General features: G+C 55.5%; 24 protein-coding genes. 7 read left to right on the top strand and 17 right to left on the bottom strand.

What is annotated here, in order from left to right:
• Window position 1 precedes the first annotated feature (1 nt).
• Window positions 2-997 (top strand): ABC transporter permease, encoded by a 996-nt coding sequence (locus ACR0IY_RS09790; RefSeq protein ID WP_480672684.1) that lies wholly within the window; start codon window positions 2-4, stop codon window positions 995-997.
• A gap of 84 nt (window positions 998-1081) precedes the next feature.
• Window positions 1082-2086 (top strand): LacI family DNA-binding transcriptional regulator, encoded by a 1005-nt coding sequence (locus tag ACR0IY_RS09785; RefSeq protein ID WP_480672682.1) that lies wholly within the window; start codon window positions 1082-1084, stop codon window positions 2084-2086.
• Window positions 2087-2753: 667 nt separating this feature from the next.
• Here ACR0IY_RS09785 and ACR0IY_RS09780 read toward each other — a convergent pair.
• The 6 genes from ACR0IY_RS09780 to hutI form a co-directional block, all read right to left on the bottom strand.
• A complete protein-coding gene (locus tag ACR0IY_RS09780; protein WP_480672680.1) occupies window positions 2754-4304 on the bottom strand; it encodes a TRAP transporter large permease in 1551 nt (516 codons plus the stop codon).
• The gene (locus tag ACR0IY_RS09775; protein WP_480672678.1) at window positions 4301-4795 is read right to left on the bottom strand and encodes a TRAP transporter small permease subunit; all 495 of its coding nucleotides are present in this window, start codon (window positions 4793-4795) and stop codon (window positions 4301-4303) included. Before ACR0IY_RS09775 ends, ACR0IY_RS09780 begins: the two co-directional genes overlap by 4 nt.
• 58 nt (window positions 4796-4853) lie before the next feature.
• Window positions 4854-5939: a TRAP transporter substrate-binding protein gene (locus tag ACR0IY_RS09770; RefSeq protein ID WP_480672676.1), complete on the bottom strand. Its 1086-nt coding sequence runs from the start codon at window positions 5937-5939 to the stop codon at window positions 4854-4856.
• Between the two features lie 76 nt (window positions 5940-6015).
• A complete protein-coding gene (gene hutU, locus ACR0IY_RS09765; RefSeq protein ID WP_480672674.1) occupies window positions 6016-7689 on the bottom strand; it encodes a urocanate hydratase in 1674 nt (557 codons plus the stop codon).
• Window positions 7686-8477 carry an N-formylglutamate deformylase gene (gene hutG, locus ACR0IY_RS09760; RefSeq protein WP_480672672.1) on the bottom strand — a complete coding sequence of 264 codons (792 nt, stop codon included), beginning with the start codon at window positions 8475-8477 and terminating at the stop codon, window positions 7686-7688. The genes hutU and hutG overlap by 4 nt, the downstream gene beginning before the upstream one ends.
• Entirely contained in the window at window positions 8474-9634 is a 1161-nt protein-coding gene (hutI, locus tag ACR0IY_RS09755) for an imidazolonepropionase (RefSeq protein WP_480672789.1), read from the bottom strand. The genes hutG and hutI overlap by 4 nt, the downstream gene beginning before the upstream one ends.
• A gap of 109 nt (window positions 9635-9743) precedes the next feature.
• On the opposite strand from hutI, the gene ACR0IY_RS09750 reads away from it, so the two are divergent.
• Complete coding sequence (locus ACR0IY_RS09750) at window positions 9744-11114, top strand: formimidoylglutamate deiminase (protein WP_480672670.1); 1371 nt, start codon at window positions 9744-9746, stop codon at window positions 11112-11114.
• Window positions 11114-11812, top strand: coding sequence for a GntR family transcriptional regulator (locus ACR0IY_RS09745; protein WP_480672668.1), 699 nt, complete (start codon window positions 11114-11116; stop codon window positions 11810-11812). Before ACR0IY_RS09750 ends, ACR0IY_RS09745 begins: the two co-directional genes overlap by 1 nt.
• 12 nt (window positions 11813-11824) lie before the next feature.
• On the opposite strand, the gene ACR0IY_RS09740 is transcribed toward ACR0IY_RS09745, so the two are convergent.
• The 4 genes from ACR0IY_RS09740 to choX (ACR0IY_RS09725) are packed head-to-tail and all read right to left on the bottom strand — an operon-like array spanning window position 11825 to window position 15543.
• Window positions 11825-12856 carry a quaternary amine ABC transporter ATP-binding protein gene (locus tag ACR0IY_RS09740; RefSeq protein ID WP_480672666.1) on the bottom strand — a complete coding sequence of 344 codons (1032 nt, stop codon included), beginning with the start codon at window positions 12854-12856 and terminating at the stop codon, window positions 11825-11827.
• A gap of 1 nt (window position 12857) precedes the next feature.
• Window positions 12858-13694, bottom strand: a complete 837-nt coding sequence (choW, locus tag ACR0IY_RS09735) for a choline ABC transporter permease subunit (RefSeq protein WP_480672664.1) — start codon at window positions 13692-13694, stop codon at window positions 12858-12860.
• Between the two features lie 11 nt (window positions 13695-13705).
• On the bottom strand, window positions 13706-14608 hold the full coding sequence (locus ACR0IY_RS09730) for an alpha/beta fold hydrolase (RefSeq protein WP_480672662.1): 903 nt from the start codon (window positions 14606-14608) through the stop codon (window positions 13706-13708).
• Window positions 14608-15543: a choline ABC transporter substrate-binding protein gene (gene choX, locus ACR0IY_RS09725; protein WP_480672660.1), complete on the bottom strand. Its 936-nt coding sequence runs from the start codon at window positions 15541-15543 to the stop codon at window positions 14608-14610. The genes ACR0IY_RS09730 and choX (ACR0IY_RS09725) overlap by 1 nt, the downstream gene beginning before the upstream one ends.
• Window positions 15544-15653: 110 nt before the next feature.
• Between choX (ACR0IY_RS09725) and betI (ACR0IY_RS09720) the strand changes: the two genes are divergently transcribed.
• On the top strand, window positions 15654-16295 hold the full coding sequence (betI, locus tag ACR0IY_RS09720) for a transcriptional regulator BetI (RefSeq protein ID WP_480672658.1): 642 nt from the start codon (window positions 15654-15656) through the stop codon (window positions 16293-16295).
• 46 nt (window positions 16296-16341) lie between these two features.
• Here the strand turns inward: betI (ACR0IY_RS09720) and ACR0IY_RS09715 are convergent, their stop codons facing one another.
• Window positions 16342-17484, bottom strand: a complete 1143-nt coding sequence (locus ACR0IY_RS09715) for an acyl-CoA dehydrogenase family protein (RefSeq protein WP_480672656.1) — start codon at window positions 17482-17484, stop codon at window positions 16342-16344.
• A gap of 2 nt (window positions 17485-17486) precedes the next feature.
• Window positions 17487-18650: a CaiB/BaiF CoA transferase family protein gene (locus ACR0IY_RS09710; RefSeq protein ID WP_480672654.1), complete on the bottom strand. Its 1164-nt coding sequence runs from the start codon at window positions 18648-18650 to the stop codon at window positions 17487-17489.
• 81 nt (window positions 18651-18731) lie between these two features.
• Between ACR0IY_RS09710 and ACR0IY_RS09705 the strand changes: the two genes are divergently transcribed.
• Window positions 18732-19634 carry a LysR family transcriptional regulator gene (locus tag ACR0IY_RS09705; protein ID WP_480672652.1) on the top strand — a complete coding sequence of 301 codons (903 nt, stop codon included), beginning with the start codon at window positions 18732-18734 and terminating at the stop codon, window positions 19632-19634.
• Window positions 19635-19647: 13 nt separating this feature from the next.
• Here ACR0IY_RS09705 and choV read toward each other — a convergent pair whose 3' ends face one another.
• The 5 genes from choV to betB all read right to left on the bottom strand — a co-directional run bounded on the left by choV (window position 19648) and on the right by betB (window position 25710).
• On the bottom strand, window positions 19648-20673 hold the full coding sequence (gene choV, locus ACR0IY_RS09700) for a choline ABC transporter ATP-binding protein (RefSeq protein ID WP_480672651.1): 1026 nt from the start codon (window positions 20671-20673) through the stop codon (window positions 19648-19650).
• A gap of 3 nt (window positions 20674-20676) precedes the next feature.
• Window positions 20677-21507 (bottom strand): choline ABC transporter permease subunit, encoded by an 831-nt coding sequence (gene choW / locus ACR0IY_RS09695; RefSeq protein ID WP_480672649.1) that lies wholly within the window; start codon window positions 21505-21507, stop codon window positions 20677-20679.
• Between the two features lie 76 nt (window positions 21508-21583).
• Window positions 21584-22510 carry a choline ABC transporter substrate-binding protein gene (gene choX / locus ACR0IY_RS09690; RefSeq protein ID WP_480672647.1) on the bottom strand — a complete coding sequence of 309 codons (927 nt, stop codon included), beginning with the start codon at window positions 22508-22510 and terminating at the stop codon, window positions 21584-21586.
• 96 nt (window positions 22511-22606) lie between these two features.
• A complete protein-coding gene (gene betA, locus ACR0IY_RS09685; RefSeq protein WP_480672645.1) occupies window positions 22607-24250 on the bottom strand; it encodes a choline dehydrogenase in 1644 nt (547 codons plus the stop codon).
• 8 nt (window positions 24251-24258) lie between these two features.
• Window positions 24259-25710 (bottom strand): betaine-aldehyde dehydrogenase, encoded by a 1452-nt coding sequence (betB, locus tag ACR0IY_RS09680; RefSeq protein WP_480672643.1) that lies wholly within the window; start codon window positions 25708-25710, stop codon window positions 24259-24261.
• A 170-nt stretch (window positions 25711-25880) separates the two neighbouring features.
• Between betB and betI (ACR0IY_RS09675) the strand changes: the two genes are divergently transcribed.
• Window positions 25881-26474 carry a choline-binding transcriptional repressor BetI gene (gene betI / locus ACR0IY_RS09675; protein ID WP_480672642.1) on the top strand — a complete coding sequence of 198 codons (594 nt, stop codon included), beginning with the start codon at window positions 25881-25883 and terminating at the stop codon, window positions 26472-26474.
• Window positions 26475-26500 lie beyond the last annotated feature (26 nt).

The following is a 26500-nucleotide window of genomic DNA, read 5'->3' as shown; positions in this document are numbered from 1 at the left end:
CATGACAAATATTACTCATGCCATTAGCCAATCGCAGCATCGGACACCGCTTGCGCGGCTTTTGAGCCTCCAGGTTTTTTGGGTGCTGTTGGCAGCTATTGCTGCTTGCCTCGCACTGACTTTGTTGACGGAAACATTTGCGACCGAGCGCAACCTGTTCAATGTGGCGAGAAACTTTGCTTTCGTGGCAATTATCGCAATCGGCATGACTACAGTGATCGCCTCTGGGGGTATCGACTTATCCGTGGGTTCAGTCGTAGTTCTTTCGGCTATGGTCATCTCGGTTCTGATGGGCGACGGCGTAAGCTTCTTGGTTGCAGCCGTTGCTTCTCTCGCCACTGCGCTGCTTGTCGGGTTCGTCAACGGTGTGCTGATCGCGTATCTTGGTATGCCCGCATTTGTCGTTACTTTGGGTATGCTTTCGGCAGCGCGTTCACTGGCCATGGTTTTGTCGAATAACAAGATGATCTGGGATTTCGGACCGGACCACGATCTGCTCTTGTGGATAGGGGGCGGGTCGACTTTCGGCCTTCCACACCCGCTATACGTACTTGTCGCGCTAACAATTATCATGTCATTGGTATTTCGATGGACCCGTTGGGGGCAGCATGTCTTTGCGATCGGCGGCAATGAAACGGCGGCGCGACTGACCGGTATATCTGTGCGTAGTCAGAAGATTACGATCTATATGTTTTCGTCCTTCACCGCCGGTCTGGCGGGGATTCTGATGACCGGATGGCTGGGTAGCGTCACAACAAACCTGGGGCAGGCAATGGAACTGACCGTGATTGCAGCGGCCGTGATTGGAGGAGCTAACCTCGCTGGTGGTGAAGGCACTGCACTGGGCGCCGTCATTGGCGCACTTCTCATTGAAGTAATCCGCAATTCATTGATCCTGCTGGGTATCTCGACTTTCTGGCAAGGAACGTTCATTGGAGTGTTCATAATTGTAGCAGTGGGGTTTGACCGCCTGCGTCGGCTGCGAACCTCAGACTGAAGTGTTGGTTTTGCTGATCATATCCAGAAAGGAAAGTTAAACGTGCCGACAGTCGGGAAAACGCAACGGAAGCGCCGTACGACTATGATGGACGTAGCCTCACATGCAGGAGTGTCCCAGGCTACAGTCTCTTTAGTGCTCAATGGTAGCCCCGGAGCCAAACTCAGCGACGAAACACGCGAGTTAGTTCGGCAAGCGGCGAAAGACTTACAGTATGAGCTGCCTCGACGGAAAAAGGCTGATCAACAAACCGGAGCTTTGGCGATTGGGTTTATCGCTGACGAAATAGTAACAGATCCTTGGATGGCCCTTGCATTTGAGGGCGCTCGGTCGAAGGCGATGGAATTCGGCTACAATGTATTTCTAGCGACGTCGAATGGAAATCCGGAGGCTGAGGCAGAGATTGTAAAGAACTTTGAAGCTCTTCCACTTGCTGGTTTGATTTACGGAACCATTCTGACGGGTGCTGTCAAACCGATACCAGAGTTGAGAAAACATAAGACTGTGCTTCTCAACTGTTACGAGCAGAGTCATCAAATGTATTCCGTCGTGCCTGGCGACCTACTTGGCGGTCGTACGGCCACGCAGCATTTGATTGATGCCGGTCGAAAGCGAATTGCGTTTATCAATGGGCAGCCAGGGATTGACGCCACGCATGACCGGTTGCGAGGCTATCGTCAGGCCTTGACCTCTAATGACATTCCTTATGATCTGGAACTTGTCCGTTCAGGCAATTGGGAACAGTCATCAGGATATGAACAGACCAATTGCCTATTAGATCTCAATAATCCACCTGATGCTATCTTCTGCGCTAATGATATCATGGCTCTGGGTTGTTTAGAGGCTCTACGCGAAAGGGGGATCTCTATTCCCGACGAGATCTCGGTGGTCGGGTTCGATGATCGCAATGTTGCAAAAAATACTCGTCCGCCACTGACCACACTCGAGCTGCCACATTTTGAAATGGGCTCGATTGCCGTTGAATGCCTTATTGAATTGACGGGTGCTCACAATCTTAGGTCAACTCAGATAAAGGTCGAATGCCCTTTGATCCAACGCTCGTCAGTCGCGCCGCTCAAAGAAAATTAAATTTTGACCGCAGTGCACGAATAGCGCTTGGGCCGCCTTTGCTCCTGTTCTTGGCTCGTTAGGTGACTCGTTCACAGGTCGCACGACTGAGATGGTCATGCGGTTGAGGGCGTTGACAGCTATCTTGCTTTCGCTTGTCTGGGTCTCCAACATTCGGCGGCGCAGCTATGATCGGTTGACGTGTTCGTAACGCCCAATCTGGGCCTCGCAGCGCGATCTTTGGCCACAGTGATTAAACTTCTGCCGGGCCAAGCGACTGCCCTCGGCGAACATATTGATATGGGCGTTGCGTGCTCGACGGCCATAAAGCAGCGTTCGAATTCAATGGCCCGTGTGATAGCCGTCTCCGGATCGAGCAAATCGATACAATTCACGATGATGACATTCTATGTTTACCCAAACTTATTGTTACCTCATCCAAGCAACCAATTCACTTTCCAGGCAGCGCCGGTCTTTCGTTGGAACCAACTGTAACGCCAATGAGTCGCTCACACTGGAAAAAGGCCATTGCCTGACACAGGATCAAGCCGCGCTTCGATGATCGGCGTGTGCCGAGTGGGAAGTTCCTTTGCAACCCGTTGCGGCATACACTCGAAAGGCGAATTTTTGGACAACGCTCTTGCCTCTGTCGTGAGTTCCTGACTGAAAAAACCAATGAAGCTGAGACTTAGAACATCACTTCTGGCAACCACGTTGCAATTTGAGGGATGAACCAGATTAGGAGCACCCCAATGGCTTGCAGGCAGATGAACGGTACGACGCCCTGATAGATTTGCCCAGTTGTAACCTCTTTTGGTGCAGCGCCGCGCAGATAGAAAAGCGAGAAGCCAAAGGGCGGCGTCAAGAACGATGTTTGAAGATTGATCGCCAGAATAATACCCAGCCAGATCGGGTCATGACCGAGCAAAATGAGCGTTGGAACGACAAGGGGCAGGACGATGACCGAGATTTCCACGAAGTCGAGGAAAAAGCCCATAAGGAAAACGATCAGCATGGTCACGATCAACGCACCGATTGCGCCGCCAGGGAGGCTTTGAAGCCAATGGGCCACGCGTTCTTCGCCGCCCAACCCTATGAATACCAGTGAGAACATACTGGCCGCGAGTATGGTCGCGAAGATCATCGAGGTCATTGTCATAGTCGAGGTTAGGGCATCTTGGACGACTTTCTCACGGATCACGTTGAGCAAGGCGGCAGCGATTCCTGTGACACCAATTAGGGCAAACAGGATGTAGAACACGCCAGCAACAATATCTCCGGTGGCCAGATCGCTGCGTTGGAAACGTACCGGGAATACGCCTGCAGCGACTGCAAGGGCGATAAGCGCCCCTGCGCTTGCAAGGATTACACCTCGATAGCGACCCAGCTTCGCGCCTGCCATGAGCAATGCGCCTACGGCGCCGACACCTGCGGCTTCGGTGGGCGTCGCAATCCCCGAAAGGATTGAACCCAGTACGGTCACAATCAGCAAAACCGGTGGCACAACGGCCCTTAGAAGTTCACGGACGCCCGGACGCGCGAAACTGATGTCCGCCGGTGGCATGTCCTGGGGGCGAGCGAAACCTCGCACGAGGATATAGAGCAGGTAGAGCGCGACCAAAAGCAAGCCGGGCAAGAGTGCAGCGGCAAAGAACTGACCCACCGAAAGTGCTTCGACTGAGAATTTGCCCTGCTCGTACTGTGCTTGCTGGTAGGCGTTCGACATCACGTCGGCAAGGATGATGAGAAGGGTTGAGGGCGGTATGATCTGGCCAAGTGTACCCGCTGTACAGACGATACCGGATGCCACGCGCGGGTCGTACCCCGATCGTAGCATCGTTGGAAGGGCAATCATGCCCATCGCTACGACCGTCGCGCCTACAATTCCGGTTGACGCTGCCAGCAAGGCACCAACCAACACTACCGAAATGCCAAGGCCACCGCGCAATTGCCCGAAAGCCCTGCCCATCGTATCCAGCAGCTCTTCTGCAATGCGGCTTTTTTCCAGTAGCGCTCCCATCAGGACGAAAAGCGGGATTGCAATCAGAACCTGGTTGGAGATTAGGCCGAAGACGCGTTGCCCGAAGGCACCCAGAAGCGAGATATCCATGACACCTAGCATCCAGCCGAGATAGGCGAAGATAACGGCGACACCTGCAATGCTGAATGCAACCGGAAAACCTGACAAAACCGCCACGGCTAGCGCCGCGAACATCAGGATATCGAGATTGGCGCTCATTCCGAACCCTCCGCGAACAATCGGATCAAGATGGCAATGGATTGCAATGCGATCAGGATGCAGAAAAGCGGGATTAAAGTTTTGAGTAGGAAAACTGCCTCGATTCCGCCGACAGAAATCGGGCCTTCGAGGATTTTCCATGAATTTCGCACCGATGCCCAGGACCACCAAGCTAGTGCAGCCATTGACGGCAATAGCAGGAACAAATGCCCAAATATATCGATGCGACGCTGAATACTGCGGTTAACACCGGCATAGAAGATGTCGACCCGGACATGTTTGTCGACAAGGAGGGTGTAGCCCGCTGCCAGCATGAAAAGCGTGGCGTGTAGATAGAGTACGCTTTCCTGCGCTACAATTGAGTTAACCCCGAACACATAGCGCCCGATGACGATACCAAACTGGATAAGAACCATCAAAAGGGCAAACCACTTAAGCACTGCGCCGAGGCGCGTGTTCATCTGGTCAACCAGGTCAGCGAAGCGATGCATCAGAGCCCCCTGCTCGAAAGTGTAGCGGCGCGGGGAATTTGACCGCGCCGCAATCGGTTTAATAGCCCATTACAGACGCGCGGGCGTTCATTTGCCCATTATCCGCAAAAGTCATATAGCCGCCGACACTGTCTCGGTAGGCGATGAAGCTTTCGGTGATGCGCTGAACAAGCTCGTCTTCGTCGCCCCGAAGTTCTTCAATGACCTCGATGGATGCAGCGCCCATTGCGTCAATGACATCCTGCGGGAATACGCGCACCTGGACGCCGTCCTCGTCGACCAGCTTTTTGAGTGCCAGCGCGTGTTTTGTCGTGTACTCGGTCCAGACCGGGTTATAGAGGCTTTCGCAGGCAAATCGGACAACCTGTTTCAAATCCTCGGGAAGTTCGGCAAAGACGCTTGCGTTGACACCGCATTCCTCGGCTGACGAAGGTTCACCGACACCGGGCCAGTAGTAGTTCTTGGCAACCTGCTGATAGCCGAGCGCGCTGTCTGTCCAGGGCCCGATGAACTCTCCTGCGTCGAGAGCGCCGGTCTGAAGGGCCTGGAACATGGCTGGACCGCTCATAGCTTCTGCAGCCATACCGAGCTTACGGCTCATCTCCGAAGCGAGCCCGGTGGTGCGGAACTTCATACCTTTGAGATCTTCGACCGAGTTAATCTCGTCGCGGAACCAACCACCCCATTGCGGGCCGGAATTGCCGCAAAGGAAAGGCTGGATCCCAAAGCGACCATACATCTCATTATAAAGCTCCTGACCGCCGCCGTGGTACAACCATCCAAATTGTTCATCCGCGCGCAGACCGAAGGGTTGCGATCCGAAAAGCAGTATGCCTTTGGATTTCGATCCCCAATAAGCCGGAACCGCGTGATATAATTCGGCCGTGCCCTCGCTGACGGCGTCAAAAACGCCCGGTCCTGGCACAAGTTCACCAGATGCAAAAAGCTTGACCTCGATCCGTCCGCCCGAAAGCGTCGTAATACGGTCCGCCAGCATTTGAGCTGCGACACCGGGCCCAGGCAGGTTTTTCGGCCAAGCTGTGACCATCTTCCATTGGCGCACGTCTTGTGCGATTGCCGGGCTTGCCAGCGCCGTTGCCGCCGCGCCGACTGCGCCAGCCGACAGAAACTTGCGTCGATCCATGATCTTTCTCCTCCTTGATGAGCTCAGATGTTATGTCGCCATCGCCCAACAATGCACGTTGGGCGATGGGTTCGCGTCAGTTCCCCAATATTCCGGGCAACCTCAGACCGTGTTCACGCGCGCAATCCAGTGCGATGTCGTATCCGGCATCGGCATGGCGCCAAACGCCCGAGGCCGGATCATTCCACAACACACGTTCCAGCCGTTTGGCGGCCTCGGGAGTACCGTCGGCGCAGATTACCACGCCCGCGTGCTGGCTGAACCCCATGCCGACGCCGCCGCCGTGGTGCAGCGACACCCAGGTCGCGCCTGACGCGGTGTTGACCAAAGCGTTCAGAAGCGGCCAGTCACTCACCGCATCCGAGCCGTCTTGCATCGCTTCTGTCTCGCGGTTGGGTGAGGCGACAGAGCCGCTGTCGAGGTGATCGCGGCCGATCACGATGGGGGCTTTCAACTCGCCGCTGGCGACCATTTCGTTGAATTTCAGACCCGCACGGTGACGATCCCCAAGACCAATCCAGGCGATACGGGCGGGCAGCCCCTGGAATTCGATCCGGTCCTGAGCCATGTCCAGCCAATTGTGCAGATGTTCGTTCTCGGGGAACAGTTCCTTCATCGCCTGATCGGTTTTGTAGATATCCTCGGGGTCGCCCGACAGCGCAGCCCAGCGGAACGGTCCGATACCCCGGCAGAACAGTGGGCGGATATAGGCCGGCACAAAGCCCGGGAAATCAAAGGCGTTTTCCAACCCTTCCTCAAGGGCCATCTGGCGAATGTTGTTGCCGTAATCCACGGTCGGGATACCCATAGCGTGGAAATCGACCATCGCCTTGACCTGCACCTTCATCGAGGCCCGGGCGGCCTTTTCTACGGCTTTCGGATCGCTTTCGCGCTTTTCGCGCCACTCGGCCATCGACCAGCCCTGCGGCAGATAGCCGTTGACCGGGTCATGGGCCGATGTCTGGTCGGTCACGATATCGGGCCGGACGCCGCGGCGGACCAACTCTGGATAGACATCAGCAGCATTGGCAAGTAGGGCAACGGATTTGGCCTCGCCCGCCTCAGTCCAGCGGCGGATCATCTCAAGCGCCTCGTCAAGGCTATCTGTCTTTTCATCGACATAGCGGGTACGCAGACGGAAATCGATGCTGTCGGGGTTGCATTCCACAGCCAGACAGCAGGCACCTGCCATCACAGCAGCCAGCGGTTGCGCGCCACCCATCCCGCCAAGGCCGCCGGTTAGGATCCATTTGCCTTTCAGATCGCCGTCATAATGCTGGCGTCCGGCCTCGGCGAAGGTCTCGTAGGTGCCCTGCACGATGCCCTGCGACCCGATGTAAATCCACGACCCTGCAGTCATCTGGCCGTACATCGCAAGACCCTTACGATCCAACTCGTTGAAGTGATCCCAATTGGCCCAATGCGGTACAATATTGCTGTTAGCAATCAGAACGCGGGGCGCGTCCGAGTGGGTTTTGACGATCGCAATCGGTTTGCCGGACTGAACGACAAGCGTTTCGTCCTCCTCAAGGTCTTTGAGGCCAGCGACGATCCGGTCGAAGTCTTCCCACGTCCGAGCCGCGCGGCCAATGCCGCCATAAACCACCAGCTCATGCGGGTTTTCGGCCACGTCAGGATGAAGGTTGTTCATCAACATCCGCAGGGGGGCCTCTGTCATCCAGCTTTTAGCATTCAGTTCGGGGCCCGTCGGCGGATAGATGTCGCGGGTGTTCTTACGTGGGTCGTTCATGTCGGCCTCCAGGTTTTAAGGGTGTTTAGGATTTCTGCGAGAGTGCGTTGCAGCCTTTCCGCACGTGATGAATCAAACGTCCAGGGTGGGGCTTCGTTTGCCAGGTAAGTGCTTTGGGAAAGCTCCATCTGAAGGGCGTGGACACCCGTGGCAGGCTGCCCGTAATGCCGGGTCGTCCACCCACCTTTGAAACGACCATTCACGACACTGGAATATCCCTCGGCCGCCGCGCAGATCGCTGCTGTGTTTTGCTCCAGCTCAGGGTCACAGCTTGTTCCGTCATTGGTGCCGAGGTTGAAATCGGGCAGGGTTCCGTCAAATAGAAACGGGATTTGTGAACGGATGGAGTGGCAATCGAACAATATCGCAAAGCCATGAAGCGCGCGCACCCGTTCAAGCTCTGCCCGGAGCGCCGCGTGATAGGGCGTGTGATAAGCAATTTTGCGTCGCGTAATTTCGGCCGCATCCGGCTCGTGACCTTCGCGGTAGATCTTGTTGCCGTCAAAGTCGGTCAGCGGGCACAAAGTAGTTGTATTCTGACCGGGGTAGAGGCTGACGCCGCCCGGGTCGCGGTTCACATCGATGGCATAGCGATGGATCGCTGTTCTGACCCGTGTCAGGTCGGAGCCGAGATCCGCGTAAAGCCGGTCAATGTGCCAGTCGGTGTCTGCCAAGGCGCGACCCGTTTCGTTCAGTCCGGCGGCGATGTCATCCGGCAGGTCGGTCCCGGTGTGCGGCAAACCCAGAACGATGGGGCTGTCACCACGGTGGGTTTCGATGAAACTCATGGGGCTTCCCTTCCGGCGACGATCCGTGAGTATAGAGGGTTTATGCCGATGCCATAAGACAGTTCGGCCGGATCGGTGACGTTCCAGACCGCAAGGTCAGCGCGTTGGCCTGGGGCGATTGTGCCCACGTCGGACAGGCCAAGCGCGCGGGCTGCGTTGCGTGTGGTGCCCGCCAACGCCTCGGCTGGGGTCAGGCCGAACAGGGTGCAGGACATATTCATGGCCAGAAGCAAAGATCCCAGAGGCGATGAGCCGGGGTTCCAGTCTGTTCCAACAGCCATGGGTACTTCGCACTTTCTGAAGGCTTCCACCGGAGGGGCTTGCGTTTCGTGGATCGAATAAAAGGCCCCAGGCAGCAGGACGGCAACTGTGCCAGTCGCAGCTAGTGCCTCGGCATCCGTTTCGGTGGCATATTCGACATGATCCGCCGAAAGCGCCCCGTATCGCGCGGCCAAGGCAGTGCCGCCGATGTTCGACAGCTGTTCGGCGTGAAGCTTGACCGGTAGGCCCAAATCGACAGCTTTATCGAAAACACGGGCGATTTGATCGGGCGAAAAGGCGATCCCTTCGCAAAAGCCATCCACCGCATCGACCAGACCTTCGGCATGGGCCTCTTGCAGGGTCGGCAGACAGATTGTGTCGATATAGGTGTCGGCGTCCACCTCTTTCGGTTCGGCATGGGCGCCAAGAAAGCTGGTCAACACCCGCACCGGTCGGTGAGCCTCGATAGCGCGGGCGACGCGTAGCATCTTGAGTTCGGTGTCGCGGTCCAAGCCGTAACCGGACTTGACCTCGATCGTTGTGACGCCCTCAGCAATCAACGCGTCAGCGCGCGTCAACGCAGATTGGAGCAATGTGTCTTCTGATGCCTCTCGCGTAGCGGAAACGGTTGAGACTATCCCACCGCCCGCGCGAGCAACTTCTTCGTAGCTGGCCCCTTCCAGACGCATCTCGAATTCTCGGGCGCGGTTTCCGCCATGCACGATGTGCGTGTGGCAATCGATCAGGCCCGGGGTGACAAGCCGGCCGTCAAGGCCGCGGCGGCTGAAATCTGAGTACTCGGCTGGCAAATTCGAATGGGGTCCGACCCAGGCGACAGAGTCATCCTGAATTACGATCGCAGCATCGGAAATCAAGCCATAGCCACTGCCGGTCATTGTAGCCGCTGAAAGGTCTGTCAGGATTTCTGTTCCCACTATCGCCCCCTTGTTAAATCTCTACATATTGCTATTATGTCGCTACATAATAAGTCAAGGGCAATCTGAGATGTATGAAATCAAGGCAAAACAAGCACTTCTGCCAAACGGTTGGGGATCAGACGTTACGATTGTCGTCGGCGATGATGGTCGTATTGATTCGGTCACACCTGGCGCGGAAAGTGGCCCGGCGACCCATGATCTGATCCTCCCGGCCCAGACCAATCTGCACAGCCACGCTTTTCAGCGGGCTATGTCAGGCCTAACTGAAGCACGCGGGCCTGATCCGCGCGACAGTTTCTGGACGTGGCGCCGATTGATGTACCGCTTTCTGGATCAGCTTGACCCGGATCAGGTGCAAGTTATCGCGTCGCTGGTCTATATGGAGATGCTTGAAGCGGGGTATGCCTCAGTTGCCGAATTCCACTATTTGCACCACGATGTGGGTGGGCGGCCCTATGATGACCTTGCTGAAATGGCTGCGCGCATCACGGCGGCTGCAACCGAGACCGGAATTGGCCTGACGCTCTTGCCTGTCCTTTATTCCAACGGCGGGTGCGACGGGCGCGCGCTGCAGGGTGGACAGCGCCGGTTCGGAAATGATCTGGACCAGTTTCTGATGCTGCATGACAAGAGTGCGGCCCTGATTGGTAGGGCTGCAAGTGATTTTTCGATCGGCGTCGCGCCCCATTCATTGCGGGCCGTTTCCACCGTGGCGTTGCGCGAACTGGTGAAAAGTTCGGCAGCAAATGGTCCTGTACATATGCATCTGGCCGAGCAGGTTGCAGAGGTTGAAGAAGTCGAGGCCTATTTGGGTGCGCGCCCGGTTGAGTGGTTGTTGGAAAACCACGATGTGAATGACAGATGGTGTCTGATTCACGTCACCCAGATGAAAGATCACGAAACGCTTGGTCTGGCAGCGACCGGAGCAGTCGCCGGGCTGTGCCCGCTCACCGAGTCCAACCTTGGCGATGGCATCTTTGAAGGCACGACTTATCTGCCTGCTGGAGGATCTTTTGGAGTAGGGTCGGATTCCAACGTGCACATCTCGCTGTTCCATGAGCTGACGACGCTTGAATACTCACAACGCCTGCGAGACCGTAGCCGCGCGGCGCTGGCGACACCCGAAAAGTCGACCGGGCGTGTTCTTTACGAAGCGTCTGCGCGAGGCGGGGCCCAGGCCGGAGGGCGCAATTCTGGCCAGATCAAAGCTGGCGAGTGGGGTGATCTCATTGGTCTCGGCACGGACACTCCTGCACTTGCCGGGCGGGGTTCCGATCAATTGCTGGACAGTTTGCTGTTTTCCGGGCAAGGCGGTAATGCGATTACTGACGTGTGGAGTGCAGGACGACACATGGTGAAGAATGGTCGACATGTGCTTCGCGACAGGATTGTTGCGGACTATGTTGCGCTGATGAAGTCGCTCCAATTGGAGATCTAATGGTTGAAAGAAAGACAACATGGAAATCTGTCCGCGACCGTGTCCGAGATGACATTCTGGCCGGTCGCTTCAGGCCCGGTGATCGTTTGCCACGCGATGCTGACCTTGCTGAAACACTGAATTGCGCGCGTTCCACAGTTCAGCGCGCGATGCAGGATCTGGTCGATAGCGGGCTCATCGAACGCAGGCGCAAGGGCGGGACGCATGTTCGGCGGGAACCGATTGCGCGCGCAACGCTCGATATCCCTGTTACCCGGCTGGAGATTGAGCAGAGCGGTCGGGAATACGGTTATCAGCTGATCTCGCTTGAAGAGGACGCGCCACCCATGTCTGTCCTTGCCAAGCTGGGTATTGCTGCGCCGCGACCGCTGTTGCGGGCGGATGCGCTGCATCTGGCGGATGGACGACCATACATTCTGGAAGAACGATGGATCTGTACGCAGACCACCCCCGAAATTTTGCAGGTAGACTTGACTCGGGTCAGTGCAAACGAGTGGCTGATTAGAAACAAACCCTATTCGCGTTACGAACTGCGTCTTTATGCGCAGAAAGCCAATGCCACAACAGCACAGCAAATGGAGATCGACCAAGGTGACGCGCTGTTCGTGATTGAGCGCGCGACATTTGAAGACGAGCGCCCTATCACCCTGGTCAAAGCCTTCACGCAACCGGGCTATCAGTTAGTGGCGACAACCTGATCTTGGTGTGCCTTAGTCCCGCAGAAGGGCTTTCAGGATGTTCTTGTCGCTCAATTTGCCAACGATCTGATCACCGTCAGAGATATAGCTTTCACCGTCACGCGCAATGTGGAACCGGATGAGCTCTTTGACGGGTGTCGAGATGGGATGGACAGCCGCATCGGCGGGGGCGGGGCCCTCGGCGGGTTGCATGACTTCGGCTGCGCGCAATACGCCAAGCGGATTCATCTCGGCCACGAATTTGCGCACATAGTCAGTCTGCGGACGCAGTACGATGTCTTGCGGAGTGCCAAGCTGAACCATTCGCCCGCCTTCCATGATGGCGATCCGATTGCCCAGCTTCATGGCTTCGTCCAGATCGTGACTGACAAACAGGATCGATTTGTCCAGAACCCGCAAAAGTTCCAGTAACTCTTCTTGCAGCTCATTGCGGATCAAAGGATCAAGCGCTGAGAAGGGTTCATCCATTAACAGGATCGGCGCTTCGGTCGCCAGCGCTCGAGCTAGGCCAACACGTTGCTGCATCCCGCCGGACAGCTCTGAAATCTGCATATGAGCCCAGTCGGCCAGATGCACGGTTTCAAGCTGTTTCATGGCTTTTTCAAGGCGCTCGGCCTTATCTACGCCGGCAGCCTCTAACCCAAATGCGGTGTTTTCCAGCACGCTGCGCCACGGTAGCAGGCCGAATTGCTGGAAGACCATCGAAATCTGTTTGCGTCGTACGTCGCGCAGTTGCCCGGCCGACAGATCGGCAAGATCAACAAGTCCGTTTTCGGTGCGTACTTCGACCGATCCACGAGTTAGCGGATTGAGGCGGTTCGAGGCTCGCAAAAGGGTTGATTTTCCAGATCCCGAAAGTCCCATTAAGACGACAATCTCGCCTTCGTTCAGATCCAGCGTACAATCGTGTACGCCCAACACTTGCCCCGTCTCCTTGCGAATTTCTTCTCGGGATTTCCCCGCGTCCATCAGCGGTAGTGCTGACTTTGGGTTGTCTCCAAAAACAATATTTGCCGCGCTGAATCTCAATACTGGTTTGGTCATCTCAATTCTTCCCTTTGAAACGCAGTAGGCGATCGAGGACGATGGCGATGATGACGATGGCGATGCCGACTTCGAACCCTTTTGCAATGTTGACTTGGTTCAACGCTCTAAGTGTAGGCACGCCCAAACCGCTTGCACCCACCAGCGCGGCAATAACAACCATGGACAGCGACAGCATGATCGTTTGGGTCAGACCTGCCAGAATTTGCGGCATCGCCCATGGGATCTCAACTTTCCACAAGATCATGCGGTCAGAGGCACCGAAGGCTTGCGCCGTTTCGATCAGCGCGGGTGGGGTCGAGGATACACCCAGATAGGTCAGCCGGATCGGTGCGGGCACCGAGAACACCACTGTGGCGATCAAGGCCGGAACCGCACCCAGTCCGAACAATACCAGCGCCGGAATGAGATAGACGAAGGTCGGAATCGTCTGCATCAGATCTAGGATCGGTTGCAGGACTTTGTAAAAGACCGGGCGGCGAGCGGCGAGAATACCGATGGGGACGCCGATGACCATACAGGTTGTTGTCGCCGCCAGCACCAAGGCCAGGGTCTCCATTGTCTCTGCCCAGTAGCCGAGATTGATGATCAATAGCAGTCCGAAAACGGAAAAAAGCGCTAACCAAATTGATCGGTGGAGGTAGAGCGCGAGGGCCCCGACGAGCGCGACAAACAGCAATGGGTGCGGCAACTGCAGCAGCCAAAGTGCCGCGCCAACGATCGCCTCAATTCCGGCGGACAAGGCATCAAAAAAGCCTGACATGTTGCCTGTCAGCCAATCAACGCCGGATTTCGCCCAATTGCCGATTGGCAAACTGTTTTCTTCCAACCATTCCATGTCAGATTTCCTCAGTTCAAGTTGTCATTGGACAGAAGCCACTCAAGAGCGGCGTCGCACATTTCACCGCTGATGACATGACCAACCCCGGGCAAAGTACGAAATTCGGCGTCCGGAATCTTGTCCGCCGCCACCTTGCCGCGTCGATAAGAAATGCACGGATCTGAATCGCCATGAAGCACCAGAGTTTTCGCCGTGATGTTGTTCAGCATTTTTGTGCGATCCTCTTCCGCCAGAACGGCGATAGCCTGCCGTGCAGAGCCGCCAAAACGATATCCGGCAGCCGTAATTCTGGCGATTTCGTCTTGTAGTTCTTTGTCGTCTTCCAGTTGCCCGGCGCCGTAGTAAAGCGCGTCGCTCAGCAGGTACTCGTATTCAGCACCTTGGCATTCCGGGACGGTAAACAACCTGGCCATTCTGCGTGTCGCGTCGGCTTCGGCGTCAATTTCTGCAGTTCCGTCATTGCCGGCCAGCTGCACAAAGCGACCAACCCGCTTGCCAGCCGAAGCGGCAACCATCTGACCGATCATTCCACCCATTGAAAACCCGACCAGATCGAATTTCTTGACGCCAAGCCCATCAATCAGGCGAAGCACGTCGTCGCGCATATCCGAAAGGCGGTAGGCTGCTGCGCGTTGCGCCGCCTCTTTGTCGCGCCCAAGCCATATCTCACGCAGGACCGGTTCACTCTCCGGTCCAAGAACCGGAGAGTCACCCGAGTCGCGATTGTCGGGACAAATGACAAAGCAATGACGCGCAAGGTTTTTGACAAAAGCCGTTGGCCATTCCGACGCGTTCATGCCGAGGCCAATCAGAAGTACCACAGCAGGTGCATCGACCGCGCCGTAGGTGCGGCAGGCAAGGCCAACCGCATTTGCGTTGCCGTCGTCATGTGTGGTGCTTGCGAGTGCCATCACGAACCGCTCGGCAGGCCCAGGTGGCTTTGTACAGCGGCAAGGCCCGGCTTGCCGTCAATGGTTTGCACGCCTTCCAGCCATGCCTCCAGCACATCGGGGCGTTTCTTGAGAATCATCTGGGCCGCATCTTCGGGATCTTCACCGTCGTTGATGATATAGCCCATGCCTTCGTTTTCCAGATCGACGTCAAACGTCAGTTGGGTGAAAAACTTGCCCATATTCGGACACTCTTCGGCATATCCCAGACGAGCCTGAGTGTGGACGGACGCTGCGCCAAAATCAGGTCCGAAATACGCGTCACCACCGGTTAGATACTCGATGTCGAATTCTACGTTCATCGGATGCGGCGCCCAAGCCAGAAAGACTACCCAGTCTTCCTTGGCGACGGCGCGACGAACCTGCGCCAGCATCCCCTGTTCCGAGCTTTCCACAACGGTCCAATCGCCCAGCCCAAAGTCGTTTTGTTCGATGATGGACATGGTCTGGCTGTTGGCCCCGGCCTCGATTCCGTAAAACGAGTTTTCGAACTTGTCCGCGTGTTGCGCCAGATCGGCAAAGTCTTTGACTCCTGCCGCGTGTACATAATCGGGAACAGCAAGCGTGTATTTTGCACCGGTAAGGTTTTGGTTCAGCGTTTCGACTTTGCCACCATCAACATAGGGCGCAAAGAACTGTGCCATTGCGGGATCCCAATATCCCAGAAAGACGTCCAGGTCGTCATTCACAAGCGATTCATAAATGACAGACGTGCCAAGGACATTCAGCTTGGGTTGGTATCCCAGCGCTTCCACGACAACCGAAGCAATTGCCGAAGTAAGAGCGAGATCGGTCCAGCCCGGCTCGGCCATACGCACTTCTTCGCATGACGCATGCGCGATTCCAGCGCTTAACAGGACAGCAGCAAATCCCATTGACGTTGTAGATTTCAACATAACAAACCTCCCAGTCTAATAATAGACCAATCGGTCTATTTAAATTACTCTTGATAAATTTTTGGTGCTGAGTCAATAAAAATTTGGCCTACAGCGAATGAGGTGATGGAATGGGGCGGAATAATCTGACACGGCTGCGGCGTGTGGAATACTCGAAATCGGCCTTTGAGACGCTCAGCGAACTTGGGCTTTCCGGTACAACAGTTGACAAAGTGGCTGAGCGCGCGGGCACCTCAAAAACCAATATTCTCCATTACTTCGGCAGTAAGGCACAATTGCTTGAGATGGCGATGCGTTATGCCCATGCCGATTTCGCGAAGGACGTTCGCGAACTATTGGTGCGGTCGGCAACACCATGGGAGAGGGTCTATTCCGTCGTTGAAGGGAACTTCTCCCGAGCATATTTCAAGCCTCGCGTTGCCCACGCCTGGCTCGCATTGTGTGCCGAGGTGCCTTACCGTTCGGCTTATCAGCGCATTCAGACCGCGACTCACAAGCGAACAGCGTCAAACCTGATCCACGCACTTGACCATGTCACCGATCGTGAAACGGCGTGTCAGACGGCGTTTTCACTTTCGGTGATGATTGACGGATTATGGGTGCGCTGTGGAACGACTCCGTCTGGGATTTCCCGCGACACGTCAATTGAGCACATCTCGCATTATTTGGAGTCGGTCTTTCCCGGCGATGCAGAGCGGACTGCCGCCAAAGCACGCATCGCCGAGATCAACAGTATTCTGAACCCTCACTGATTTGCCCTGATTGTTGCCTCAAAGCTCTGGCGGTTGGGCTGCCGGATCAGGCCGCGGCAAGCAATCCTCGTGCGATGATCGTGCGTTGGATTTCCGAACTGCCTTCGTAAATCCGGAAGATACGCAGATCCCTCAAGTATCGTTCCAGCGGGAAATCCCTTGTGTATCCATAGCCGCCATGGATTTGTAGCGCCTTGTCGGCAATGTCCCAGGCTGCTTCGGATGCGAACAGTTTTGCGTGCGCTGCATCGGTTGAAAACCGCTGGCCGGTGCCCCGTTTACCAGCAGCGATCAAAGCCAAGGCGCGTGCGGCGGCTAATTGATTGGCCATGTCGGCAATCATGAACTGAAGTCCCTGAAATTCGCCAATCGGATGACCGCCGATATGGCGTTCGTTGGCATAGGATATCGCTGCGTTCATCGCAGCCTCGGCAATCCCTGTGGCTTGTGCTGCCACTTCGATCCGACCGTTGTCCAACACTTTCATCGCGGTTTTGAAACCGGTTCCTTCTTCACCGATCAGGTTTTCGACGGGCACTTGGCAATCCAGCGTAATGCCGAAAACATGCCCGCCCTTAAGGCCCATTGTCCGTTCGGCCGGGGCGATATCGACACCTTCGATCTTTTTGGGTTCGACCAGAAAGGCACTGATGCCTCGTGCCCCCTTGTCAGGGTCGGTCTTTGCATAAACGACGATGAAATCAGCGTCACCCGCATTCGAGATAAAGCACTTTGATCCCTTGATGTGATAGTAATCCCCGTCGCGCACGGCTTTGGTACGCATATCCATGGGATTGGATCCTGCCATCGGTTCGGTCAGGCCAAACGCTCCGAGCACCTCGCCACTGGCCGCCTTGGGCAAAAGCTGATTACGCATGTCGTCGTTTGCGCCGATCAGGATGCTGTCTGTTGCAAGGAAATGCGCGGTCAACATCGACGCGGTCGAGCCACAGGCCCCCGCCACCAGTTCAACCGCCCGATACAATGCCGGTCCTGAAAGGCCAAGGCCGCCAAACTCTTCGGGCAGGTTCATCCCCATGATGCCCATTTCCGCCATGCTGGGCAGATTGCAGGTCGAGAATGTCGAGGTTTCGTCGATCTCAGCAGCTTTCGGAGCCAGAACCTCGTCCGAAAAGCGTTCGATCTGGTCGATGACCGCCTGTTCGTCGGTGTTGAGTTGCGGCGTCATGTTCATACCTCCTTTGCGGGCTGTTCGGGAAAATAGTCGTGTTGATTGGCCCCAAGCGCTGGCGCCGGGTGCCGATTTCCGCGGGGCAGCCCTGCGAAATGCACGGGCTGTTCAAATATGTTGAGACGGCCCAATGTAGGATGGTCAACCGGAGTGGCCAGTTGACGCTCGTTTGTGCCGGGTGATGTCCAGGCTTCTTTCGCTGAACGAAGTTCACTGGCGGGAACGCCTGCGGCAGTCAAAGCGTCGATCACATCGCTAAGAGTCAGCTTGGACGCCCAGGATTCGATGTACACTGCTAGTTCCGCTTCATTTGCTCTGCGGTTTTCATCGGTGGAGAATCGCGGTTCATCGATCAAATCCGGCGCCCCGATCACGTTTAGAAAACGTTGGAAAATCTGGTTGTTCAAAACCGCCAGCGCAAAGCTTCCGTTGCGGCAAGAATAGACCCCGAACGGGGCCGAGAGCGCGTGGCGGTTGCCGGTGCGGGTGGGATTTCCGCCTGCTGTAACTGTTCGGCACGCAACGATGGGCATCATGGCCATCAGGCTGTCCAACAGCGACACATCAATATAGCGACCCTTTCCGGTCCGCGTCCTGTCAAATAGCGCGACCATCATCGACCAGGCGGCGAAAATCCCGCCCGCAACATCGCCGATCGCCTCGCCGGACATGGTGGGTGGTGTGTCTGGCTCACCCGTCATTTCCATAAAGCCGGACAGGGCTTGCACAATCATGTCATACGCGGGTTTATCGGCGTCAGGCCCCGTCTGACCAAAGCCGGATATGCTGACATAGACCAGCCCCGGATTGATCGCGCTCAGCGCGTCATATCCCAAACCCAGACGTTGCATGACACCGGGGCGAAAATTCTCGACCACCACGTCGCTGGTGGCGACCAGATCTTTCAATTGGGTCAGATCATCTGGGTCTTTGAGGTTCAGGACGACCGATTTCTTGCCCCTGTTGATGGACTGGAACAGCAGGCTTTCAGCGTCCTGAAAGGGTCCAATATGGCGATAGTCATCACCGGACGCGCTTTCGATCTTGATGACTTCTGCACCGATATCGGCCAGCAGCGCAGTACAGTATGGACCTGCCAGAACGCGCGTGAAGTCCAGGATGCGGAGCCCGTTTAAAGGTTGTGATTGTGCTGGATCAGTCATTAGCGTTCCCACCGTTGTTTCAGGTAGGTTACGGCAATTCGGGATATATACAGAAATACTGTATTGATATATACAAAATAAATGGAAACTATACCCATCACACTCAGCCAGATCAGGTTCATTCTTGCCGTTGCAGAAGAGGGAAGCACCGCGGCAGCAGCGCGGCGGCTGAACATATCACAACCCTCTGTCTCTCTTGCGATTTCTCGGGTAGAAGACGAATTAGGCTTCCCGCTATTTGTGCGCCGGCCAGGACTGGGTATGGAACCGACCGCACAGGGCGCACGCAAGCTTGCCCAGTTGCGCGGAGCCTATAGTCAGCTGGGTGAAATCTTCGCTGCGAAAGACAGCCAAGGAGAGTTAATCGGTTCACTGTCGATCGGATTTATGACAACCCTTGGACCGCTCTATGTCCCCAGACTTGTGCGGAAGTTCCAAAATCAACATTCATCTGTCCGGGTAAAGTTGTACGAAGGCAACCTGAGCGATTTATCAAACTGGCTGGAAGTCGGGCGGATTGAAACGGCTCTCATATATGACTTCGGGCTTCCGACGGACCTGGAAATCCTTGCCCTTAAAGATGTGAAACCCTATGGCGTCGTCTGGCAAGGTCACCCGCTTGCGGGAAGAGACAAAATCAACGTTCAGGATCTGTTGCATGACCCTCTGATCCTCATCAGCCTGCCCGGAAGTCGCGAGTATTTTCTGTCGTTGTTGCAGGGTCATGAAGCCAAGACCCGGATCGCATTTGAAACCGAGTCTGTGGAGTTTCTGCGTTCGGCAGTTGCCAACCGGCTTGGGGTCGGTCTGCTGGCAACGGATCTGCCGCATGACAAAACCTATGATGGTGACGACATAGTCAAGCTGCCGCTGGCAGGATACACGCCGCCACACCGTGTGGCCCTAGCCCGAAATCCCGGTTTTCAGGAAACTCCGGAGTTTCAGGCCTTCAAGTTGATTTGCTTGGAAACGGTCCAAACCTGAATGAACGCTGTGTTCAGCCTTTCGGGTCAAGCAGCTTTGCCAGAACGGTATCTTTTGTGATCTGCCCGATAAGCGCGCCATCCTCCATAACGCCAACAGGCTTGCCACTGCTGCTGACCTGCGTGATGACTTCGCGGATATCGGTCTCGCCCGGTACTGTAAAGCTGGGTGTTCCAACGACGGGCTCGACCACATCTCGGGCACACAGCACGCCCAGCGGATTCATGTGAGTCACAAAATCGGCGACATACTCGTTTGCCGGGGCAGAATAAATGTCCTGCGGCGTGCCGCATTGGACGATCCGGCCGCCTTCCATAATCGCGATGTGATTGCCAAGCTTGAAGGCCTCATCCAGATCGTGGCTCACGAAGATAATCGTGCGCTTCAATTTTTTCTGCAGATCCAGCAATTCGTCCTGCAGGCGGGTTCGGATCAGCGGGTCGAGGGCCGAGAAAGGTTCGTCCATCAGCAAGATTGGCGCGTCCGTTGCGAAGGCCCGAGCCAGTCCGACACGTTGCTGCATGCCACCCGATAGTTCTCCGACTTTGCGGTCGGCCCAGTCCGACAAGCCGACGAGTGCGAGTTGTTCATCGACCTTGTCGGCGCGCTCAGCCCGTGTCAGGCCCGAAAGTTCCAGTCCCAAACCGGCGTTCTCGCGAACAGTGCGCCACGGTAGCAAACCAAATTGTTGGAAAACCATCGCTACATGATGCTGGCGAATCCTGCGAAGCGTGGTGGCGTCGGCATTGGTGACGTCTACCATGCCGTCACCATCATTGACGCGCACGCAACCCCGAACGACCGGGTTCAGCCCGTTCACCGCGCGCAGCAGCGTTGACTTACCGGACCCGGAAAGGCCCATCAGCACCAGGATTTCCCCTTCGCCGACCGTCAGGCTGCAATCGTGTACACCCAGGACCTGATCGGTTTCGCGCTGAATTTCGGAGCGATCTTTCATCGCGTCCATCAGAGGCAAGGCTTTCTTCGGCTTGTCTCCGAATACGATCGAAACGTTGTCGAATTCTACAGCGTTGTTCATTTGTTAGTGCTCCACCCGCAAGACCCGATCAAGCATGATCGCGACAACCACGATGATGAACCCGCTTTCAAACCCAAGCGCGGCGTTCACAGTGTTCAGAGCCCGGATCACGGGAACCCCCAGCCCGTCCGCGCCGACTAGGGCCGCGATAACGACCATGGACAGGGACAGCATGATTGTTTGGTTCAGACCCGTCATGATTTGGGGGAGCGCGTAAGGCAGCTCAACCTTCCATAGGGTCTGACGAGGCTTGGCACCAAAGGCCTCGGCTGCTTCGAGAAGCGGTTTCGGGGTTGATGAAACACCCAGATGCGTCAGGCGAATTGGGGCCGGAACCACAAAGATGACTGTTGCGATCAGCCCTGGAACCATCCCAAGTCCAAAGAAAACGATCGCAGGGATAAGATAGACGAAGGTCGGCAACGTCTGCATTAGGTCCAAAATAGGTCGCAACGCAGAATAGAGTTTAGGCCTGTGCGCGGCAGCAATCCCAATTGGGATGCCAATCGCCATACAGACGACGCAAGCAGACAAAACCAGCGTCAGGCTTTCGGTTGTTTCTTCCCAATAGTCTTGGTTGATGATGAACAAAGACCCGGCGAATACAAACAGGCACACTTTCCAGTTTCTCTGTAAAATCCAGGCGATCGCGACAAATGCAAGCACCACAATCAACGGATTTGGAGTCTGCAACAGCCACAGGATACCGTCGATCAGAAGTTCCATCACAGTGGACAGCGCCTCGAAAAAAGGCTCGCCGATTTTTTGAAGCCAGTCAAAGATAGCTTCAGAGGTCTTGCCGACCGGAATCTTGTATTCTGTCAACCAATCCATTGTTCTTCAGCTTCCCTTGCTCCACGGAAAAAATGACCCTGAATCCTTCAGGGTCATTTGGTTTTTTGTTGTGATATTAGTTGCTCAGCGCGGCGCTGACCGCTGCAACGGCGTCGCCACCATCCTTGGTAGTCACACCGTCAAGCCAAGGTCCAATCGCATCGGGGTGAGCAGCAAGCCACGCGGTTGCCGCGTCGCGCGGGTTTTCACCGTCATTCAGGATCGCACCCATGATTTCATTTTCCATGGCGAGGCTGAATTCAAGGTTTTGGAGCAGCTTACCCACATTTGGGCATTCGGTGACATAGTCCTTGCGCGTATTGGTGAAGACGGTTGCACCACCGAAATTCGGTCCAAAGAACTCGTCACCGCCCGTCAAATAGCCCATTTCAAAGTTGGCGTTCATCGGGTGCGGTTCCCACCCCAGAAAGACAATAGGCTCGTCTTTGCCGGAAAGCCTGTCAACCTGTGCCAGCATGCCTTGTTCCGACGATTCAACGACCTCGAAGCCGGACAAACCAAAGGCATCGCTGTCGATCATCGATTGGATCAGGCGGTTACCGTCATTGCCCGGCTCAATCCCGTAGATCTTTCCGTCCAGAGCATCTGTTTGGCCAGCGATATCACCAAAATCTTTGATGCCAAGATTGATGGCGGCCTGGTTCGCGGCCAGCGTGTATTTTGCGCCTTCTAGATTGGCGCGCACAGTGTCAACGGTGCCCGCTTCGCGATAGGGTGCGATGTCGCCTTCCATTGTCGGCATCCAGTTGCCCAGGAAAACGTCTACGTCCCCTTCGGCCATGCCAACATACGTAACCGGGACCGAAAGAACCTTGATATCGGTTTCATAGCCCAGAGCCTCAAGGACAACCGTGGTTGCCGCAGTGGTTGCGGTGATGTCGGTCCAGCCCACGTCAGAAAACGTAACCGAGCCGCATTCCGCCAAGGCGGTACCCGCTACAGCGGACATGGCTAGCGCCGAAAGAGTGGTTTTGAATTTCATGTTGATCTCCCTAGAGTTTGATTGATTATTCAGTTTTTTGTTTGCTCGCTCACTTTAGTTTGCTTCATGACCACTAATCAACAACAAAGGCTGTTTTTAGCGCTGTGCCGTTTGCCAATCAGGATGCACCCAAGGGGTCAGGTTCGACCGGGGCAAGCGCGTCCCTAGAATGTGGTCGGATGCTTTCTCGCCTGTCATGATTGAGGGCCCGTTAAGGTTGCCATTGGTGATACGCGGAAAGATTGAACTGTCGGCAACCCGCAACTTGTCAACGCCAATAACGCGGCACTCAGGATCGACCACTGCCATCGGATCATCCAGGGCACCCATTTTGCACGTTCCGCAGGGATGGTACGCACTTTCTACATGTTCGCGCACGAAACCATCCAGTTCTTCGTTGGTCTGAAGCGCCTCTCCGGGCTGAATTTCGTGTTTGTAGAAGTCTTTGAACGCATCCTGGCTCAGAATTTCGCGGGTCAGACGAATGCAGGTGCGGAAGTCTTCCCAGTCTTGCGGATCTGACATGTAGTTGAAGAAGATACGCGGCGCTTCCTTGGGGTCGGCGGAACGCAGAGTCACCTCTCCTCGTGATTTGCTGCGCATCGGTCCGGTGTGGATTTGGAAGCCATGTCCTTCGGCCGCGGCTTTGCCGTCATAGCGAATGGCGAATGGGATAAAGTGATACTGGATATCCGGGTAGTCGACGCCAGCGTTCGAACGGAAAAACGCGGCCGATTCAAACTGGTTGGAAGCCCCAAGGCCGGTTTTGGTAAACAGCCATTGCGCGCCGACCATTGCTTTGGAAAACAGGTTCCAATGCTTGTAGAGGGTAATGGGCTGTTTGCACGCGACCTGGAAATAGAACTCCAGGTGATCCTGCAGATTCTGCCCAACACCGGGGCGATCCGCGACGACATCGATGCCGTGTTCCGACAAATGCTGCGCAGGCCCAATGCCCGATAGCATCAGCAGTTTGGGCGAATTGATGCTTGAAGCCGCGATAACTACTTCTCGGTTGGCGGTAATGACCTGACGCTGACCATTACGTTCGATTTCAACACCCTTGGCCGCGCCATCCTCGATCACGATTTTGGTCGCCAGCCCGCGTACCAGCGTGCAATTGTCCTGTTTCAGAGCAGGCTTGAGATAGGCGTTTGCAGCAGACCATCTGCGTCCTTTCCAGACGGTTTGCTCCATCGGCCCAAAACCTTCCTGCTTTTGGCCGTTGTAGTCTTCGGTCAGTTCGTAGCCCGCCTGTTTGCCAGCTTCGACAAACGCCTGGTGTAGCGGATTGTCCCGCGGCCCGCGCGTGACATGAAGCGGCCCGTCGGCTCCACGCCATTCGGAGGTACCACCGTGCCAGGTTTCCATGCGTTTGTAGTAGGGCAGGACGTCGGCATAAGACCAACCAGTCGCGCCGCTTTGTTCCCAGTGGTCGAAATCCCCGGCGTGGCCACGCACGTAAACCATTCCGTTGATCGACGAAGACCCACCAATGACCTTGCCGCGCGGGCAAACCAATTGACGCCCGCCAAGATGTGGCTCGGGTTCGGACAAATACCCCCAGTCGTACCGAGACATGTTCATCGGATAAGACAGAGCCCCCGGCATTTGAATGAACGGGCCCGCATCCGTGCCGCCATGCTCGATCACGATCACGGACGCGCCTGAATTTGCAAGCCGATAGGCCATGGCGCATCCTGCTGAACCTGCGCCCACGATGACAAAATCTGCGTTCATTTGTTACCTCAGAAGGGGGCTTCGACAGCGCCCATGCGGACATATACGGTTTTCATTTGGCTATAGTGATCAATTGCCGCCTTGGAATTTTCGCGACCAACGCCAGACATCTTCATGCCGCCAAATGGGGCTTCGACAGGGGCATCATTGTACGAATTGATAAAGCAGCTACCGGCCTGAAGCCTTGCGATGACGCGATGTGCGCGTGACAGATCGCGGGTGAAAACACCTGCGGACAAACCGAACTCGGTTGCGTTGGCACGTTCGATCACTTCATCTTCGTCGTCGAAGTCGAGCACTGAAAGCACCGGCCCGAATATTTCCTCGCGCGCGATTGCCATATCGTCGGTGACATCGGCAAAAACGGCCGGGGTGATCCAATGTCCGGGTTTGTCGATCACAGTCCCACCGGTGACCAACCTTGCGCCTTCGTCCTGACCCTTGGCGATGTAGGAGCTGACAATATCGACCTGTTTTTGGCTGATCAGAGGACCGAAATTCGTCACCTCATTCATCGGGTCACCGATAACCGCATTCTGCAGCCGCTCGACAAGACGATTCAAGAATTTCTCTTTGATGCTGCGATGAACAAACACGCGTGTGCCATTCGAACAGATTTGTCCTGAAGAATAGAAGTTCCCCAGAATTGCACCACCTACCGCATCGTCAAGATTGGCATCGTCGAACACGATCAAGGGGGACTTGCCGCCCAATTCCATGGTGACGTGTTTCAAACCTTCCGCTGCTGCGGAATAAACTTTTTTGCCGGTAGGTACGGAGCCCGTCAACGATACCTTGTCTACACGCGCATCTGTAACCAGTTGCGCACCGACTGCTCCGCGCCCCTGAAGGACGTTGAACAATCCCGCGGGAAGACCAGCTTCGGTCAGAATCTCTGCGACTTTCAATGCGCTCAGCGGGGTTTCTTCGGACGGTTTGAAAATTACCGCGTTCCCACAGGCAAGGGCAGGGGCCGCTTTCCAGCACGCAATTTGTGTCGGGTAGTTCCACGCTCCGATACCAACGCAAAGCCCCAGCGGTTCGCGGCGGGTGTACACCCAGTCTTTCCCCAATGGAATGTGTTCGCCCGTCAGGCTGCCAGCGAGCCCGCCAAAATACTCCAGCGCATCCGCACCCGAGGTCGCGTCTGCGATCAGCGTTTCCGAGAGAGGCTTGCCGGTATCGTGCGTTTCAAGGATCGAAAGGTCGCGATTGCGCTCGCGCATGATATCTGCAGCGCGACGCAAAACCCGACCTCTTTCGACACCCGGAAGGGCTGCCCACTCCACCTGTGCTTCAAGAGCTTTAGCAATGGTGGCGTCAACCAGCTTCGGGGTTGCCTCGTGTAGAGTGGCAATGACCTTTCCCGTCGCAGGATAGATGCACTTCAGTTCAGCCCCATCGGAGTCTTCGACGTATTTTCCGAAAGCGTAATGGCTTGCATCAGGTTGAAACTTCATTTGCCCGTCCTTGAAGGGGAATCGGCATCGGCGATGCCTGATCCTTGAGTGACAACTTGTGTTAGTTTATATTGACTGAATAATCAAACTAAAATTATTTCCCATCACCAGGAAGCTGATTTTCAAGGAGTTTTCTTGCGAAGTAGCTCAGGTGTCATTAAGAGTTTGGCATGGCAAGAAAACAAATTAGAGATGTTCGTCACGAAGAACTGGTCCTGGCAACGATTTCGGCAGTTCACGAAAAAGGTTTTTCAGGAATAACGCTGGCTGAAATTGCCCGCAGAGCGGATATTTCGCCTGCTTCCATCAACTATTACTTTGGCTCTAAAGAGCAACTGATGATGGCGGTCATGCGCAAGCTGATGACCACGTTGCGGGACTGCGTGTTGCGGCGGCTGAGCTCAGCAAACACACCCAGAGAACGCTTGCTTGCTATGATAGAAGCAAATTTTGATGATGACCTGTTTACGTTGGAAAAATGTTCGACATGGATGCAATTTTGGGGCGAAGCGCCATACTCTCCCAAATTGGAGAGGCTTCATCGCATCAATCGCACCCGTGTGCGCAGCAATTTCCGAAGCGTCCTGAAATCACTGATTCACGACGACCTAGAGGAGATCACGAGGCGGTCGATTCAGGCCTATATGGATGGTGTCTGGATCGAAGCGGCGCAGGCTCGGCGCGAGCTTGATGGGAAAATGGCGCGGAAAGAAGCACGGAAATTCGTGGAATTGATCCTCGATTCGTCAGAAGAGCTGCGCTAGTAAAAGCAGCGGCACCAAACGAGGGG

This window comes from Ruegeria sp. BC1, from assembly GCF_056539305.1.
This window is presented reverse-complemented; position numbering and strand designations above follow the sequence as displayed.

Bases quoted from the DNA above. Each gene is read 5' to 3' on its own strand.
- choX (WP_480672660.1), bottom strand. From the start codon at position 15,543: ATGTTGAAATCTACAACGTCAATGGGATTTGCTGCTGTCCTGTTAAGC.
- ACR0IY_RS09790 (WP_480672684.1), top strand. From the start codon at position 2: ATGACAAATATTACTCATGCCATTAGCCAATCGCAGCATCGGACACCG.
- hutI (WP_480672789.1), bottom strand. From the start codon at position 9,634: ATGACCGGCAGTGGCTATGGCTTGATTTCCGATGCTGCGATCGTAATT.
- ACR0IY_RS09730 (WP_480672662.1), bottom strand. From the start codon at position 14,608: ATGGCACTCGCAAGCACCACACATGACGACGGCAACGCAAATGCGGTT.
- choW (WP_480672664.1), bottom strand. From the start codon at position 13,694: ATGGAATGGTTGGAAGAAAACAGTTTGCCAATCGGCAATTGGGCGAAA.
- betA (WP_480672645.1), bottom strand. From the start codon at position 24,250: ATGAACGCAGATTTTGTCATCGTGGGCGCAGGTTCAGCAGGATGCGCC.
- ACR0IY_RS09775 (WP_480672678.1), bottom strand. From the start codon at position 4,795: ATGCATCGCTTCGCTGACCTGGTTGACCAGATGAACACGCGCCTCGGC.
- ACR0IY_RS09780 (WP_480672680.1), bottom strand. From the start codon at position 4,304: ATGAGCGCCAATCTCGATATCCTGATGTTCGCGGCGCTAGCCGTGGCG.
- ACR0IY_RS09710 (WP_480672654.1), bottom strand. From the start codon at position 18,650: ATGACTGATCCAGCACAATCACAACCTTTAAACGGGCTCCGCATCCTG.
- ACR0IY_RS09750 (WP_480672670.1), top strand. From the start codon at position 9,744: ATGTATGAAATCAAGGCAAAACAAGCACTTCTGCCAAACGGTTGGGGA.
- ACR0IY_RS09770 (WP_480672676.1), bottom strand. From the start codon at position 5,939: ATGGATCGACGCAAGTTTCTGTCGGCTGGCGCAGTCGGCGCGGCGGCA.
- ACR0IY_RS09785 (WP_480672682.1), top strand. From the start codon at position 1,082: ATGATGGACGTAGCCTCACATGCAGGAGTGTCCCAGGCTACAGTCTCT.
- choV (WP_480672651.1), bottom strand. From the start codon at position 20,673: ATGAACAACGCTGTAGAATTCGACAACGTTTCGATCGTATTCGGAGAC.
- hutU (WP_480672674.1), bottom strand. From the start codon at position 7,689: ATGAACGACCCACGTAAGAACACCCGCGACATCTATCCGCCGACGGGC.
- ACR0IY_RS09740 (WP_480672666.1), bottom strand. From the start codon at position 12,856: ATGACCAAACCAGTATTGAGATTCAGCGCGGCAAATATTGTTTTTGGA.
- ACR0IY_RS09715 (WP_480672656.1), bottom strand. From the start codon at position 17,484: ATGACGCCGCAACTCAACACCGACGAACAGGCGGTCATCGACCAGATC.
- choX (WP_480672647.1), bottom strand. From the start codon at position 22,510: ATGAAATTCAAAACCACTCTTTCGGCGCTAGCCATGTCCGCTGTAGCG.
- ACR0IY_RS09705 (WP_480672652.1), top strand. From the start codon at position 18,732: ATGGAAACTATACCCATCACACTCAGCCAGATCAGGTTCATTCTTGCC.
- ACR0IY_RS09745 (WP_480672668.1), top strand. From the start codon at position 11,114: ATGGTTGAAAGAAAGACAACATGGAAATCTGTCCGCGACCGTGTCCGA.
- choW (WP_480672649.1), bottom strand. From the start codon at position 21,507: ATGGATTGGTTGACAGAATACAAGATTCCGGTCGGCAAGACCTCTGAA.
- betI (WP_480672642.1), top strand. From the start codon at position 25,881: ATGGCAAGAAAACAAATTAGAGATGTTCGTCACGAAGAACTGGTCCTG.
- betI (WP_480672658.1), top strand. From the start codon at position 15,654: ATGGGGCGGAATAATCTGACACGGCTGCGGCGTGTGGAATACTCGAAA.
- hutG (WP_480672672.1), bottom strand. From the start codon at position 8,477: ATGAGTTTCATCGAAACCCACCGTGGTGACAGCCCCATCGTTCTGGGT.
- betB (WP_480672643.1), bottom strand. From the start codon at position 25,710: ATGAAGTTTCAACCTGATGCAAGCCATTACGCTTTCGGAAAATACGTC.